Below are 14,875 nucleotides of genomic sequence, written 5' to 3'. Positions count from 1 at the left end.
TTTCTCACAAATGCCATGGATTTGCCTTTGTAATAATTTTTTCAGGCAGCATGTTTTTATTGTTTTTTAAAAATTCCATCTCTTGTTTTTTGTCTCGTAATTCATCAGGTAGCATGATTGGAATTTCTTCTATTATTGGATAAAATCTGGAACATTTTGTACAGAATAATGCTCCTTCTGATACAACATTCCCTTTTTCATTAATTTCAAATAATTCTAAAGGATAATTTTTGTCAATTGGACATGCTAAAATATTCATCATTGTTTTGTTCATTTTAGATCCAGATAGATTGGTATCCCTTTTTGGCTAGATAAAAGTGCAGCTTCAGCTATTTTTGTAACGTTTACTGCTTCTTGTGACTTAACAACCTGCTCGTTTTTCCCTTCGATAGCCCCTAAGAAACTTTGAATTTCTAACAATAGTGGTTCTTGTTTTTTATTTTGAACTGTTTGAGTTTCATCGTCTTTTTCTACGATAATTTCTTGGGTGATAAAATCTGAAGAAATTATTGCATCTGTACAAACTGCATTAAATTTTCTAAGTTTTTTTGGTGTGACCCAGTTAGATGAAATAATTGCAACTTTGTCATCTTTATATCCCAACATTATACTTGCAAAATCCTCATGTTCATGTTTTATTTTTCCTGCTCTTGCAAATACTACATGAGGCATATCATCGAACAACCAATTTGCAGTATCAATATCATGAACAGATGTATCATAAATAATCCCAACATCTTTGATATGTAGGGGCATTCTATTTTCACGATGAAATTCTAACATTACCAGATCTCCAAATTTCTTTTCTTTAACCATTTTTTTTACAACATCTACTGCTGGGTTGAATCGTTCGATATACCCACATGTAAGAATCACCTTGTTTTTTTTTGCAAGCCTTGTAAGTTTTTCACCTTCTTGTGATGTGTATGTCATTGGTTTTTCAACAAATACATGTTTTTTTGCCTCTAGCAATTTTTCTGTAATCTCTGTATGTGTTGATGTAGGTGTAACAACAAAGGCACCCTCAAAATCCTCAGAATTTAGTAATTCATCTAATGTCTCATAATGGTTTACAGAATATTTTTCTCCGTACTCTTTACTTTTTTCAGAATTTGCATCGCATATTCCAACTAAAACTCCTAGTTGAGATAAAATCCTAATGTGGTTTTTACCCCATCCGCCAGTTCCAATTTGAACAATTTTCACCTAATACACCTTAGTTAACCAATAAGAATAGTTATCATTTTTGTTCATTATTATGTCTGTATATTCTTGCATCATCTTTATTGTGATATCGCCAGGCTTTCTATTTCCAATCGTTTTTGAATCAATTTCTACTACTGGAGTAATTTCAGCTGCAGTTCCTGTCAGGAAAACCTCATCTGATATAATTAACTCACTTCTTGTAATGTTTCTTTCTATGACATCAATATCCAAATCTTTTGCAATTTTGATAATTGCATCTCGTGTAATCCCTTCAAGTGCTGATGAAGCAAGTGATGGTGTTAATAATTGACCTTCTCTTACAATGAAGATATTTTCACCTGGTGCTTCACTAACATTTCCATTATGATCTAGCAAAATTGCTTCATCAACACCATTTCTTTTTGCTTCTTGTGTTGCAATTATGGAATTTAGATAATTCCCTCCCATTTTTGCTTGTGGTGGTGTAGATATATCTGAGAATTTTCTCCATGATACAACTCCTGCAGTTATCCCATTCTTGTTAAACAAATCCCCAAAAGGAAATGTAAATATCGCAACATTTGTTGGAGCCTTTTCAGTTACATGTAGATTAATTCCGTAATCTCCTACAAAATAAAATGGTCTTATGTAGCATGATTTTTTTATTTTATTTTTCTTACAAACTCCTATTATTGCATCCGTAATTTCGTTATCTGAGAAATTTAATGAAATATTGTAAAATTGACCTGATCTTCTAAATCGTTTAACATGTTCATCTAATCTAAACACATACAGATTTTTTCCATTCCAATATGCTCTAATCCCTTCAAAGATTGATGTCCCGTAATGAATTGCATGAGTTGTTATTGGCACAGTGGCTTTTTCCGTTAAAACATACTTTCCATCAAACCATACATATTTTGAAAGCGGAAGTTTCATAGGAAACTTTTACACGGTGTGTATTAATCTATTTTCAATTATATCTTAGGTTTACTTCCAGGATGGATATTGAGTGTTTTTTGACTATACCCTTCTTTAGGAAATTTCATCCCTGCTACTCTTCTAGTCATATCTTCTGAATTAGCAAATTTCTGTACTGTTTTCCATTCTTCTTCAATTATTTTTGCTATGCTTTCTGGAACATCTTTTTTCCATGATGATTCTTTTCCTAGTGCTGCATCAAACAATTTTTCTTTAACTAATGAGGCTGAAAGTCTCTTTCTTGCTCTTATTCTTGGTTTTAGTCCATAAAATTTTAACATGTAACCTTCAACCTTATCTCCTGTATATGAAAAAAATCCTCCTTTAACCCCACGAAGAACTTGCTTTCGCAATTGCCATGATTTAGGAGTCAATAATGGAGGCAAGTATTTTTTGAATGGAGCAAAAAATGCATAATCATCACTAATCTGAATTGAGTCCCCAAAAATAGACATTAGCATTTTTTTTCTGGTTTCAAAATTAAATGGAAAACTCTTACTATTGATCTCTCTTTCACCATCTTTGAAAACTACAGGCATAACTTTTACAATGTCTGCTTCTTTTTTTAGCTCTGAAATTATCTCCACATGAGCATTAGTTACTGGATTTAAGTGAGCAAGATATAATGCAGTAATCAATTTCTATATCCTGATCAAGTCTCATATTTCAATGATTGATTTGTAAACCAATCATCTTTTTTAAAATTTTTATCCGTATGATTCGTATTTGACTTCAAAGCTACCATCTTCTCGTTTGTCATGTTCTGTGGCAAAACCTTTTGGTTTTAAGAAATCCATAACACCATCAATTGTTCCTTGCCAACCACAAACATAGAACATTGTATTTTCTTTAGTAATTTTATCTCCAACTAATTCTTCAAGTGGAGATATTCCGTTCTCTTTAGGTCTTAGGAAAGTCTCAACTCGTCCAACTTGACCCGACCATGATCTATTAAACCATTCCTGTGGTCTACTTATTGCAGCTCTATATTTAAAGTTCCATTCACTCTTACCCTTTTTTTCACTTTCATATTCTAAATTAGTTAGAAGATCTTTGTAACTTAATTCATCGACATAACTTGCACCATGCAAAACAATTATCTCTCTTTTATCTCCAGAATCATGAAGGTGTTGAGCAAAGCTTACAAATGGAGCAAGACCTGTACCTCCACCAATACAAACAATTCTTCTATTATCTTTTTCACCACTTGATAGTTCTTCATTAATCAATAAAGCTCTACCTGTAGGCTTTAGCCAAAGAATTTCATCTCCTTCTTTTGCATTAAATATTTGTGTAGTTAATCTACCTGGAAGAGGTTTTCTTACCCATCTTATTACTAACTCAATGTATTCCTTATTTTCAGGATGAGATGCAATTGAATAAGCACGTCTAACAATTTTACCTCCCTCTGAAGGATTTGGTAACCCTAATGTGATGAATTGACCTGCTTTATAATCTGGAACAGGACCCTCTTTTGGAACTATTCTGAGAATTACAAGATCTTCTTTTAATAATTGAACATAAGTGATAGTTGCTTTGTTATCTACTACCATAACGATTGAATCAACATTCACACGGTTAAATATATTGTGTTATCTTGATATCTTGATTTTATTTTATACCGCTAAACGTTAATAACCAATTTGAAAAACGTATTTCGATCAGAATTCTGATATTTGGGCCGGTCGTCTAGTCTGGTAGGATAGGTGCATGGCATGCATCGGATCAAGGGTTCAAATCCCTTCCGGTCCACTTTTTCTTAATTTAGAAATCATTTTCTCAATTTCATGATCTTTTTCTTTAAGAATTTGCTTGATTTGTTCTTCTGAAATTAAAATATTTAACTCAATAATTGCTTGAAGTGCACTTTTTCTTACTTCTATATTTGAATCAAAAAGTGAATTCAGAAAAATCTTTTTCGCTTCCTGAGATTTAAGATGTCCTAGTGCACCAAGTGCACATGATCTGACTATAGGATGTTCATCTTTTACAAGTTTCATTATTTCGGGAATTGATGATGTCTCATTTCTATTTGCTAGCACTAATGACGTATAACCTCTAATGTTTTCACTTGCAGAATTCAAATTTTTAATTAAAAACTTCAAAATATTGTTTTTATTTAATAGGAGTGCACTAAATGCCTCTCCTCTAACTTGAATACTCTCATCATTTAACTTTGAGATTATTTTTTCTAAAATTGTTGGATTGTCTGTTTGTTCTAAGGTTTCCAGAATTTTGATTTTTTCTATATTTTTGCCTGACTCTAAAATTTTTAAAATATTTTCCAAGTTATGAAGAAACTCATTTTTTCAGGTTAATATTAGTTCAAATCTTTCAAATTCTTTTTATTAAATTCATTAAAACCCTCCTAGCTTTAAATTATCGTTAAATAGGAAATACGACATGTCAAATGAAACCCGAGACACCGTATTCATTGGTAAGAAACCATTGATGGCATATGTAACATCAGCGCTAATTCAATTGGCAAACTTACCTTCCGTCAGTATAAAAGCTAGAGGACTAAGCATAGGTCGTGCTGTGGATGTAGCTCAAATCATTGCAAGAAAAACAGAAAATGCAGGCTACTCTATAGGAGAAATTAAAATTGGCTCAGAATCATTAGAGTCTCAAGACGGTAGAACTAGAAATGTTTCAACAATAGAAATTGAAGTAAAGAGAGTTACATCTTAACCGTACTTTGCTTGAAATTTTTTATTTTATTCACGTTTTGAAAACCCATACCGTTTTTCCATTTCTTTAAACTTTGGTAATTCTACCAAATCATTAAACTGATCAAAATTAACAATTTTCTGTTTGAATTTTGCAGTAGTTCCAGTCTTCTTTAATTCTTTTAGAATGCTCATCGTAGCAAATGTGTTTGCAAATAACACTGAAAGTGGATATAGTATTATATTAAATCCAATTTTGTTTAATATTTCAGAAGAATTCAATGGTGTGGCTCCACCTTCTATCATATTTGCAACAAGAGGTGCTTTGATTGATTTTCCAATTGTTTTCATTTCATCTATTGATCTTGGTGCCTCGATGAATATGGCATCTGCACCTGTTTTTTTATTTTTGATTCCTCGTTCAATTGCAGCATCCAATCCTTCTGTAGCTCTTGCGTCGGTTCTAGCAACAATAATAAAATTTTTATTTTCTCGTGCATCAATTGCTGCCCCTAGTTTTTCTGTGTACTCTTCTTGTGAAATTACTTCTTTTCCTTGCATATGTCCGCATCTTTTAGGCCATTTCTGATCTTCTAGAAAAATACCAGAAGCTCCTGCAGACTCGATCTCTTTTACTAATTTCCAAACACTTAGAGCATTCCCATAACCTGTATCTGAATCAACAATAACTGGCACTGAAACTGCTCTGCATATTCTTCTTGCATTATCTACTGTTTCAGTTGCACCGATGAATCCATAATCTGGCATTCCAAATAAAGTTGCAGAAGTTCCATAACCTGTTTGAAACATTGTATCAAAACCAACTTTTTCTGCAATTTTTGCACCAATGGCGTCATATACTCCAGGAATAACAAGAGGTTTACCTGACTTTAACATACTACGTAAATTTTTCATGAATCTATTTTTTCTATGAATTATTTATGATTTTAAAAAAATATCATAATTTAATCTACGTAAAACTTGTTTCTGGATTGATCCTCGAATCAATTAACATGATCACTAGACTCATATTATGTTCATTCTAAGTTAAACTGAAATTAATTCTATGTCTTTGATGGTATTGTCACTGCACTTTGAGGTATACATGCACCAAAAATTAATCAGTCATTATACATAAAACCATTTGTAATGTTTCCAAATTCCGTCAAAAACCTTTCAGACAAAATGCACGGATTGGTCCAAAATCTGTAGTTTCAAGAATAATCATAATTACCGTTTATACTATAATCTCATATATCGATTTGGCAATAGTATAACCGATAGACTGTTGGAACTGTAAATATCACTATTGAAAAAATGCGATTGTTTTCTTTTTTCTAATTTTTTTTGACTATGATAGCCTGTAAAGAATTGATAAAACAAAGATGTTCACATAATCATTAATGCTAAAACTTTAGATTTCTTAATTTTCACATAATTTTGTAAAAATATTGTATAAAATTCAATTAATGTATAATATGTATACATGAACCTGTCAAAAAAATCAAAAAGAAAAAGAATCATTTCTTCCACCTTTTCTTGAAAGAAGTTTTTTTAATGGTGATTTTTCAGTTTTCTTTTGTTTTACAAGCCATACTTGTGATTCATTCTAAATCTGAGAAATAATACAACAAGTCCAGAAATTATTCCTATAAAGAACATTATTCATCACCAAAATTTTCAAAAATAAACTATCAAATGGTTGTATAATTAATGCAATGATATAAGCTGCAAATGTAACTAAAAGTGAAAACGTAGATTCTCTACACAAAAAATATCTTGCTAATTAATCGGATGACTAATAACAAAACTAGATCATAACCATCAAGTTATCCATCAAACCATGATCCAAAAACTATGGATTTTTATTATTTGGTAGTGATCCGTGATAATTCTAAATTAGATTAATTTCTACTTTTCAAAAAATTATTCTATTTTAATCTCTTTTCCTTTTTTCTTTGAATTATTTTCATCTATTTTCTTTAGTTCATCTTGAAGAAATTTTCTATATTTTTCAGTTTCCTCATCTGTCATGTTTGATATATTTGAGCTTAGTATAGCTCCAATGCTCGAGATTTTATCTAATAAATCCAATGCAACAAATCTACCCACATTCCCTAATCTGAAAAGAACATCTAATTGTTTTTTTACAATATCATTAACTTTGTCAACATCTTGTGCAGTTTCAATTCCTTTTTTTGTCAATTGATATCTACCATCTTTTGTTTCTTCAATCAATCCCCCATCAAGTAATCTTCCAAGTAACGGATAGATCAACCCTGGAGAAGGTTTCCATATTCCATTACTCTGCTCTGATGCATAATTGATAATTTCTGTACCTGTGTGAGGTTTCTTTTGTAGTAGCTCTAAAATGAAATATCGTGAAAAACCTCTTGGAACTGAACTTCCTACTCTTTGAAACCATTCTGAAATCATCACTAGTGATATTACTAGTGATATATTTCAATTTTTCGGTTTTTCACTAACCATTACTACATATTTAACTCACTTGCAGCAAAATCTGACTATCATGGTAGAATCATTGGAATTTGATTTGATAATTTGTGGATCTGGTCTTGCTGGATTGAGAGCAGCAATAGCGGCTGCAAAAAAAGGACCTCATCTCAAAATTGGTGTAGTCTCAAAAGTGCAAGTAATGCGATCTCATTCTGTTTCAGCAGAGGGAGGAACAGCAGCAGTACTTTTTGAGGAGGAAGGTGATACAATCGAATCTCATGTTTATGATACTGTAAAAGGAAGTGATTTTCTTGCTGACCAAGATGTTGCTGAAAGACTCTGTGTTGAAATGCCTCAAGAAATTCATCAGTTAGATCATTGGGGTATGCCATGGTCTAGAAGACCAAACGGAAGAATAGATCAACGAAATTTCGGAGGTTATAGTTTTCCTAGAGCAACATATGCATCAGACAAAGTAGGTTTCTTTGAAATGCAAACTTTGTATGATACATGTCAAAAATTTGAAAACATTGAATATCTTAACGAATGGTTTGTAACATCAATTATTCATGATGGGAAAAAATTCATGGGTGTTACTGCAATAGAACTATCATCTGGTACGTTTTACTCTATCAAAGGAAAATCCCTCATCATTGCAACTGGCGGTGCAGGACGACTGTACAGCTTTTCAACTTATGCCCTTTCATCAACTCCTGATGGTTTGGATATGGGATTACGTGCTGGTATGGCGTTAAAGGATATGGAATTTGTACAATTTCATCCAACAGGAATTTTACCATCTGGAATTTTGATTACAGAAGGTGCAAGAGGAGAAGGTGGTTATCTTCTTAATAATAAAGACGAACGATTTATGAAAACATATGCTGCTGGGAAAATGGAGTTAGCTCCTCGTGACATAGTATCCAGATCAATTATGACTGAAATTCAAGAAGGCCGTGGATTCAAACATGAGACCGGTGTTGATTGTATGAAGCTTGATCTGAGACATCTTGGAGATGAAAAAATCAAGGAAAAATTGGGTGGTATTAGAGAAATATCTATAAAATTTTCTGGTATTGATCCTGCTGAGGATTTACTTGACATTAGACCTGTTTGTCATTATATGATGGGTGGACTTCATACAGATATTGATGGTGCAACTGAAATTCAAGGAGTTTGGGCTGCAGGTGAGGCTGCATGTAATAGTGTTCATGGATCAAACCGTCTAGGTGCAAATTCCACCTCTGAATGTATTGTTTGGGGTAAAATCACAGGTGAGTTGGCAGCAGAATATGCTATCAATAATACTTCTTCAAATCCTTGGCCCCATCACTTGGTTGCAGCAGAAGAAAAGAGAATCTATGATGGAATATTTCGAGGTAATGGCGATGTCAATCCATATGAAATTAGGCAGGAACTAACTGATACTATGAATGAGAAGGCATATGTCTATAGAAATGAAACTAATCTTATTGAAGGTCTTAAGAAAATTCGTGAATTAAAAAAACAGACTTGGAAACACGTTGATGATAAATCAAAAGAGTACAATACCAACTTTTCAAATGTAATGGAACTTGATTCTATGTTCAGAGTAGCAGAAATTGTATTGATGGGCGCAATTAATAGAAAGGAATCCCGTGGAGCACACGCAAGAACTGATTACACTAAACGTGATGACGCAAACTTTTTACATCACACACTAGCTTACTATGATCCAAACGAGCCAATAATGAAAACATATCCAGTAACCATTACGAAATATCAACCAGTGGAGAGGAAATACTAGATGACTCAAGACGAACACAAAGAAGGAATTAAAGGCATGGCAAATCCTCGCCGATATGGAATCGAACGTGTTGCATATTGGTTAATGCGATTAACTGGATTGGGATTGTTAGCATATTTCATTGGTCATATTTATGAAACAAGCAATATTTTAAGAGGACAAGTAGGATGGGATGAATTTCTTGAATTAACTCAAACTACTGAGGGACATGCAATTTTGGCAATTGTGATTGCAATGTGTGTATTTCATACTGTTAATGGTATTAGAGTGATGTTGGGACATGGAGGAATTGGTGTAGGAAAACCTGCAAGACCTGATTATCCATATGATCCTGCATCACAAAATTACAGACATAAAATAGGAATTTACTCAGCGATAGTTCTTGCAGGAATTGCAATGTTGTATGGTCTAGCGGTAATGTTTGGTGAATAATATGAGAGAAAGTACAATTATGAAAATTCATTATGGTACTGCCTTAGCTGCAGTAGCATTAGTAGCAGTTCATATTTTGATGCGTCTCACACAAGGATTTGCAGAATCCTTAGAATATGAAAATGTCCTTGCCAACTATAAATTCATTCCATATGCTGGGATGCTCGAACTTATTCTCATTTTGCTTTCAGTTCATGGATTTAATGGACTTCGAGTTATTTTATTAGAATTAAAACAAGGAAGAATTTATGAAAAAGCTGTTTCTTATGGGTCCCTTACTGCAATGATTGTATTAATAGCCTATGGTTCAAGAACAATTATTATGACCAATATGGGGATGGTATAGAATGGCTCAAGTTTCTGGAATTGCAGATGAAAAAACATCAACACCATTATCTTCTTCCAATACAATTATTCTGAGGATTTCAAGATTTAATCCTACACATGATGATTCCAGTCAATTTATGGAGTTTACAGTTCCTTATGAGAGATGGACTACCGTTTTAGAGGCAATCCTTGATGTGAAAAAACATTTTGATCATTCTGTAGCAGTTCGTTATTCTTGTAGACAAGCTACGTGTGGTTCATGTGGTATGATGATTAATGGAAAACCAAAGCTGGCATGTTTTACAAAAATTAGTGAATTAAACTCCAATGTTGTTACAGTTGAGCCTATGAATAATTTTCCGATTATTCGTGACTTGGCAGTAAAATTTGAAAGATTATTTGACACTCATCAAAAAATTAAACCATATCTAATACGAGATGATTCGGAGCTAGAATCTGACGAAAGAGAATTTCTACAGTCTCCTGAAGAAGTAGAACAATACATCCAATTTGCTAATTGTATTAAATGTGGTTTATGTAATTCTGCATGTCCTACGATGGCAACTGACTCTTCTTTTGTTGGACCTCAAGCATTGGCACAAGCATATCGATACGTTGCAGATAGTAGAGATAAAGGAAAAGATTCTAGACTAAAAATAATTGATGACTCTCACGGAATCTGGAGATGTCACTTTGCTGGTTCTTGTAGTCAAGTATGTCCAAAAGGAGTTGATCCTGCAATGGGAATTCAACTACTTCGTGGATACCTACTTGGTTTTAGAAGTTAATCTAATTTTTTGGTTTTGGGCTATTATTTACTTGATTGTTAATTTGTTCAGCCATAAAGTGGTTTGAAACATTAACTTTAACGTCATTTACACCATCAACCTTCAAAAGGTTATCGTGGATGTCTTGACAAATCTTAAAACCAAACACTGCTGGACAGAATGGACTGGTAAGATGCAAATCAACTTTAACATTGTTGTCGTTGATATCCACCTCATCAATTAATTCTAGTTCAACAATTGATGTATTGATTTCAGGATCTACAATCTTTGATAGTTCATCAAATAATTTCACTCGAAGCTGTTTGATATCTTGGCTCATGTCGGCAAAAGCGTCGATGCTATATATAACCATTTTAGAATCTTAGATAATGTATCGTTCACGACTTGGTACGGATTTGAGTGATCTTACTTTAGATTACGTTTCATCCATTAATGATGATTTTGATATTGTGTTTTATGATATTATTGGAAGTCAAGCTCACACTTTGATGTTATTTCAAAATGATATCATCACAAAAAATGATACAAAAAAAATACTATCAGCCTTGGAGACTCTGAAAAGTGAAAAACTTGACTCAGCATCTGGAGCAGAAGATATTCATGAATTAATTGAATCTCTGGTTATCGAAAAGGCTGGGATGGAAAGTGGAGGAAAAATGCATACTGCAAGATCTCGCAATGACCAAGTTGCTTTGGATATTCGCATGAAGATTAGAGATGATATCAACATTATCTGTAATTGTCTTTTAGATACTATTGAATCTCTAGTCTCTGTGGCTAAAAATCATCAAAAAACAATCATGCCACTTTACACTCATCTTCAGCAAGCTCAAGCTGGTCTTTTCTCTCATTATCTTTTGGCACATGCAGATGTTTTGTTTAGGGATTTTCAAAGATTATTTGGAACGTTTGAACGAGTAAATCAAAGTCCACTTGGCGCAGGGCCTGTTGGTGGAACAAGTATTCCAATTGATAGACATTTCACTGCAAAGATGTTGGGTTTTGATGATCTTGTCGAAAATTCTATTGATGCAACAAGCACACGAGACTTTGTAGCAGAATATGTTGCAATGGTTTCAATTTTAATGACTAATCTAAGTAAAATTTCTGAAGATCTTATAATTTGGTCCTCATCGGAATTTTCTTTTATTGAGTTATCTGACGAGTTTACATCGCCTTCAAGTGTTATGCCTCAAAAAAAGAATCCTGATCTTTTAGAATTAACAAGAGGGAAAACTGCTGAAGTTATAGGAAATCTTACTGCAGTTCTAACTACCGTTAAAGGTCTAGCATCCGGATACGGCCGTGACTTGCAACAAATTAAATCTTCTATTTGGTCTACATCAAAAATATCTATCAGCGCATTGGTAATTTTAAAATCAGTATTTCTTACAATGAAAGTAAATCAAAAACAAATGAAAAAAGTTACTGAATCAAGTAATCTAATTGCATTAGATATTGCTGAAAAATTAGTTTTGGAAGGGATACCATTTCGTGTAACCCATAAAATTGCAGGAGTTTTGGTTCAATTATCTTACCAATCAAAAAAACCTATTTCAAAATTAACTTTAGATCAAATAAAAAAATCTGTACTTGATACTAAAGTTGATCCAAAAATTGTTTTACAAATTATCTCTACTACAACTGTTGTTTCTTCTCTTAAGGACAGAAAATCATTTGGCTCCTCAGGATATGAAGAACAAAAAAGAATGATTGCTGATAGAATAAGCAAGATTAATCAATATAGGATCACTGTTGCTAAAAGAGAAAATAAAATTAATTCTTCTATTGAAATATTATCAAAACAAATAGATGAACTTATAAAATAAAAAATAGCGGGTCTAAAGGGATTCGGACCCTTGACAACCGGATTAAAAGTCCGGTGCGCTACCTGGCTGCGCCATAGACCCTGACAAAAATGTTTATCGTGTATAATTTAGTCTTTTACAAAAAATTTTATTCTGACAGAAACTTTTAATCTGGCAATTTGACTCATTCAACTTGTGCCCTTGTAGTATAGCCCGGTCTAGAATTCGGCCCTGTCACGGCTGAGACGCGTGTTCAAATCCCGCCGAGGGCGCCATTATTTCTTAATTATAAAAATCTGCTCCTATCAATTAGACTTTTCATGATTGTTATTAAAAAAATATGTTATATTATAATCGCCTACAAGAATATTAAAATTCAGGCAATTTTAGTAAAATGTGATGTCTGAAGAGAAAAAAGAATCTAAAGTAGATCAAAAATCTACTGAAGATTCATCTTCTGAAAAGACATCAGTTGAAGAATCTCCTAAAATTGATACTAAAGCAGCTGATGAAGCAAAAGCAGCTGATGAAGCAAAAGCAGCTGATGAAGCAATCGCGAAATCAGATGCAGCTGAAAAAGCAGCAGAAGCCGCAGAAGCTGCTGCAAAAGTAGCTTTAGCAAAAGCTCAAGCTGCTAAAGCTGCAGCAGAAGCAGCAGCTGAAGAAGAATATAAGGCAATAGCAGCTGAAGTTAAAGCTGATGCTGCCAAGAAACCCGATTTCACCTTTAAGCGACAAGGTGAAGAAATATTTAGACGGGAGATGGGTGAACCTGAATTTTTCTTAGATAAAAAAGATAGATTCCCAAGGCCAATACTTTCACAAGAACAACAAGAATCATTAACAAGACATGCAGAAACCCCCAAAGATCAAACTCCTGCTTATATCCCTCAGCATGTACTTAGTCCAGAATTTGGTGGTGTTTCAAATTATGAGCGAGGTGTTGATTCATTTTTAGAAGAGACAAAATTAAAACTTGAAAAATTAAAAAATGATCCAGAGGCATCGAAAAAAGAAATACAAGATATTGAAAATGAAATTATTTATTTAGAATCTTTACATGAAAATTTCTATATTGGAATGAATGTTTTTAGAACAGCTAAGGGTGGAAGGGACAAGATTAAGGCGTAATAGGTGAATGATTTGAGTCAAATATCTTTTGATGTAGTTAACGCGAGAGTAACTTTCAAAAATGTCCCTATACATACATTATCAAAATTTACTTTCAAAGACGTCAATGCAGCTTGTGCAGAATTTAAAAAAATTCCTGGTGTTGCAGAATGTGTAATAATTCAATCTGGAACTAGAGTTGAAATATTTACAGTTAGTAATGTTGAAACTAGTGATTCTCCAGATGCAAGAAGAGCAGAAGGTAAAACACTTGTGTTGAATCAAATCAAAGATACTTGGATGTCTTTATCATCATTAGAGCAAATTGATATTGATCATTTTGATCAAACTCTAGAAGTTTACAAGGGTGATGATGTGTATCTTAATCTTTTAAGATTAGCTTCTGGATTAGATTCTTTAGTTGTTGGATGGCAAAATGTTTTTGATGATGTTGTTCAATCTATTACAACTGCAAAAAGTGCAGGAACATCTGGTCCAATTCTAAATAAATTATTTGAAAGTGTAATTAGATTATCTGCTAGAATGAGAAATACAACTGGAATCTCAAAAGATGTTGTTTCACTTGGTGATGTTGCTGTAAAACTCGTGGATGAAAAAGCAGGATTAGATTCTAAGAAAAAGGTATTGATAATTGGAACTGGTGAGTCTGCTGCAACACTTGTAAAAGCTTTGGATAAAAAGAATATCCCATTTAATGTCACAAGTAGAACTCTTGAACGTGCTACTGGTTTTACCACTATTCTTGGTGGAACTCCTGTGGATTTTAACGATGTCTTAATAGGGTTTGATAAATATGATATTATTTTCGTTGCCACCACATCTGATTATTTCTTAATTACCTATGATAGAATTAGATTAGTAATGGAAGAAAAGACTAAGGGTACATTAATTTTGGATTTGTCTGATCCTAGAGCTGTTGATGAAGGAATAACTGTTCTTCCTGGAATCAAATTATTATTCAGAGATCAAATAGCAGAAATTTATGAAGAAAGTGTGAGAACTCGAATCGGTATTGTTCCTGCAGTTGAAAAAATTATTGAAAGTGAACTTCCTGTTTTATCTGCTAGAATGAAAAGACTAGATACTTAATTTTGTTATAATCCTTCTTTTCTTAAGAGAAATTGCATGATGGCTTCTTTAGAATAATCTATTCCATGCTCTTCATCAGTATGGTTTCTAAACTTATCAATCACACTTTCCATTTCCCCTTCTGCCACAAAATCACATTCAAACCCATAATCATTACACTTGAGTTTTGCCATACTTTGTAGAAAAATAATCAGTATAAAAATCCACAGGTATGAATTAACT

At 33.0% G+C, this 14,875-nt stretch carries 18 protein-coding genes and 3 tRNA genes; 10 read left to right on the top strand and 11 right to left on the bottom strand.

The window, feature by feature from the left end:
• Positions 1-4: 4 nt before the first annotated feature.
• The 5 genes from OEM44_09735 to OEM44_09715 form a co-directional block, all read right to left on the bottom strand.
• Complete coding sequence (locus tag OEM44_09735) at positions 5-274, bottom strand: Trm112 family protein (GenBank protein ID MDH3517072.1); 270 nt, start codon at positions 272-274, stop codon at positions 5-7.
• Positions 271-1,206, bottom strand: coding sequence for a Gfo/Idh/MocA family oxidoreductase (locus OEM44_09730; protein ID MDH3517071.1), 936 nt, complete (start codon positions 1,204-1,206; stop codon positions 271-273). The genes OEM44_09735 and OEM44_09730 overlap by 4 nt, the downstream gene beginning before the upstream one ends.
• Complete coding sequence (locus OEM44_09725; GenBank protein ID MDH3517070.1) at positions 1,207-2,124, bottom strand: branched-chain amino acid transaminase; 918 nt, start codon at positions 2,122-2,124, stop codon at positions 1,207-1,209.
• A gap of 38 nt (positions 2,125-2,162) precedes the next feature.
• Positions 2,163-2,804 (bottom strand): hypothetical protein, encoded by a 642-nt coding sequence (locus OEM44_09720; protein ID MDH3517069.1) that lies wholly within the window; start codon positions 2,802-2,804, stop codon positions 2,163-2,165.
• Between the two features lie 69 nt (positions 2,805-2,873).
• Entirely contained in the window at positions 2,874-3,719 is an 846-nt protein-coding gene (locus tag OEM44_09715) for a ferredoxin--NADP reductase (GenBank protein ID MDH3517068.1), read from the bottom strand.
• Between the two features lie 125 nt (positions 3,720-3,844).
• On the opposite strand from OEM44_09715, the gene OEM44_09710 reads away from it, so the two are divergent.
• Positions 3,845-3,918, top strand: a tRNA-Ala gene (locus OEM44_09710).
• On the opposite strand, the gene OEM44_09705 is transcribed toward OEM44_09710, so the two are convergent.
• A complete protein-coding gene (locus OEM44_09705; GenBank protein ID MDH3517067.1) occupies positions 3,900-4,454 on the bottom strand; it encodes a HEAT repeat domain-containing protein in 555 nt (184 codons plus the stop codon). The two genes, OEM44_09710 and OEM44_09705, sit on opposite strands and share 19 nt — an antisense overlap.
• Positions 4,455-4,569: 115 nt before the next feature.
• On the opposite strand from OEM44_09705, the gene OEM44_09700 reads away from it, so the two are divergent.
• Positions 4,570-4,857 carry a DNA-binding protein gene (locus OEM44_09700; protein ID MDH3517066.1) on the top strand — a complete coding sequence of 96 codons (288 nt, stop codon included), beginning with the start codon at positions 4,570-4,572 and terminating at the stop codon, positions 4,855-4,857.
• A gap of 26 nt (positions 4,858-4,883) precedes the next feature.
• Here OEM44_09700 and OEM44_09695 read toward each other — a convergent pair whose 3' ends face one another.
• Positions 4,884-5,750, bottom strand: a complete 867-nt coding sequence (locus OEM44_09695) for an isocitrate lyase/PEP mutase family protein (GenBank protein ID MDH3517065.1) — start codon at positions 5,748-5,750, stop codon at positions 4,884-4,886.
• Positions 5,751-6,761: 1,011 nt separating this feature from the next.
• Entirely contained in the window at positions 6,762-7,271 is a 510-nt protein-coding gene (locus OEM44_09690; protein MDH3517064.1) for a PadR family transcriptional regulator, read from the bottom strand.
• 94 nt (positions 7,272-7,365) lie between these two features.
• Between OEM44_09690 and OEM44_09685 the strand changes: the two genes are divergently transcribed.
• The 4 genes from OEM44_09685 to OEM44_09670 are packed head-to-tail and all read left to right on the top strand — an operon-like array spanning position 7,366 to position 10,625.
• Positions 7,366-9,078, top strand: coding sequence for a succinate dehydrogenase/fumarate reductase flavoprotein subunit (locus OEM44_09685; GenBank protein ID MDH3517063.1), 1,713 nt, complete (start codon positions 7,366-7,368; stop codon positions 9,076-9,078).
• Entirely contained in the window at positions 9,079-9,510 is a 432-nt protein-coding gene (locus OEM44_09680) for a succinate dehydrogenase (protein MDH3517062.1), read from the top strand.
• 1 nt (position 9,511) lies between these two features.
• On the top strand, positions 9,512-9,856 hold the full coding sequence (locus OEM44_09675; GenBank protein ID MDH3517061.1) for a succinate dehydrogenase: 345 nt from the start codon (positions 9,512-9,514) through the stop codon (positions 9,854-9,856).
• A gap of 1 nt (position 9,857) precedes the next feature.
• Entirely contained in the window at positions 9,858-10,625 is a 768-nt protein-coding gene (locus OEM44_09670) for a succinate dehydrogenase/fumarate reductase iron-sulfur subunit (GenBank protein MDH3517060.1), read from the top strand.
• A gap of 1 nt (position 10,626) precedes the next feature.
• Here OEM44_09670 and OEM44_09665 read toward each other — a convergent pair whose 3' ends face one another.
• Complete coding sequence (locus tag OEM44_09665; GenBank protein MDH3517059.1) at positions 10,627-10,944, bottom strand: iron-sulfur cluster assembly protein; 318 nt, start codon at positions 10,942-10,944, stop codon at positions 10,627-10,629.
• 49 nt (positions 10,945-10,993) lie between these two features.
• Here OEM44_09665 and argH point away from each other — a divergent pair, with 49 nt between their 5' ends.
• A complete protein-coding gene (gene argH, locus OEM44_09660) occupies positions 10,994-12,454 on the top strand; it encodes an argininosuccinate lyase (protein ID MDH3517058.1) in 1,461 nt (486 codons plus the stop codon).
• Between the two features lie 7 nt (positions 12,455-12,461).
• Here the strand turns inward: argH and OEM44_09655 are convergent.
• Positions 12,462-12,535: transfer RNA gene (locus tag OEM44_09655), tRNA-Lys, on the bottom strand.
• Between the two features lie 95 nt (positions 12,536-12,630).
• Between OEM44_09655 and OEM44_09650 the strand changes: the two genes are divergently transcribed.
• From OEM44_09650 to OEM44_09640, 3 genes are all read left to right on the top strand, one after another.
• A tRNA-Asp gene (locus OEM44_09650) sits at positions 12,631-12,708 on the top strand.
• 124 nt (positions 12,709-12,832) lie between these two features.
• Positions 12,833-13,564 carry a hypothetical protein gene (locus OEM44_09645; GenBank protein MDH3517057.1) on the top strand — a complete coding sequence of 244 codons (732 nt, stop codon included), beginning with the start codon at positions 12,833-12,835 and terminating at the stop codon, positions 13,562-13,564.
• A 12-nt stretch (positions 13,565-13,576) separates the two neighbouring features.
• Positions 13,577-14,653: a glutamyl-tRNA reductase gene (locus OEM44_09640; protein MDH3517056.1), complete on the top strand. Its 1,077-nt coding sequence runs from the start codon at positions 13,577-13,579 to the stop codon at positions 14,651-14,653.
• 5 nt (positions 14,654-14,658) lie between these two features.
• Here the strand turns inward: OEM44_09640 and OEM44_09635 are convergent, their stop codons facing one another.
• Positions 14,659-14,826, bottom strand: a complete 168-nt coding sequence (locus OEM44_09635; GenBank protein MDH3517055.1) for a DUF1059 domain-containing protein — start codon at positions 14,824-14,826, stop codon at positions 14,659-14,661.
• Between the last annotated feature and the right edge of the window lie 49 nt (positions 14,827-14,875).

Origin of the sequence: Nitrosopumilus sp. (assembly GCA_029862745.1) — an archaeon.
Taxonomy (GTDB): domain Archaea; phylum Thermoproteota; class Nitrososphaeria; order Nitrososphaerales; family Nitrosopumilaceae; genus Nitrosopumilus.
The sequence above is the reverse complement of the archived record's forward strand: the minus strand, read 5'-3'. Positions and strand labels throughout refer to the sequence as shown.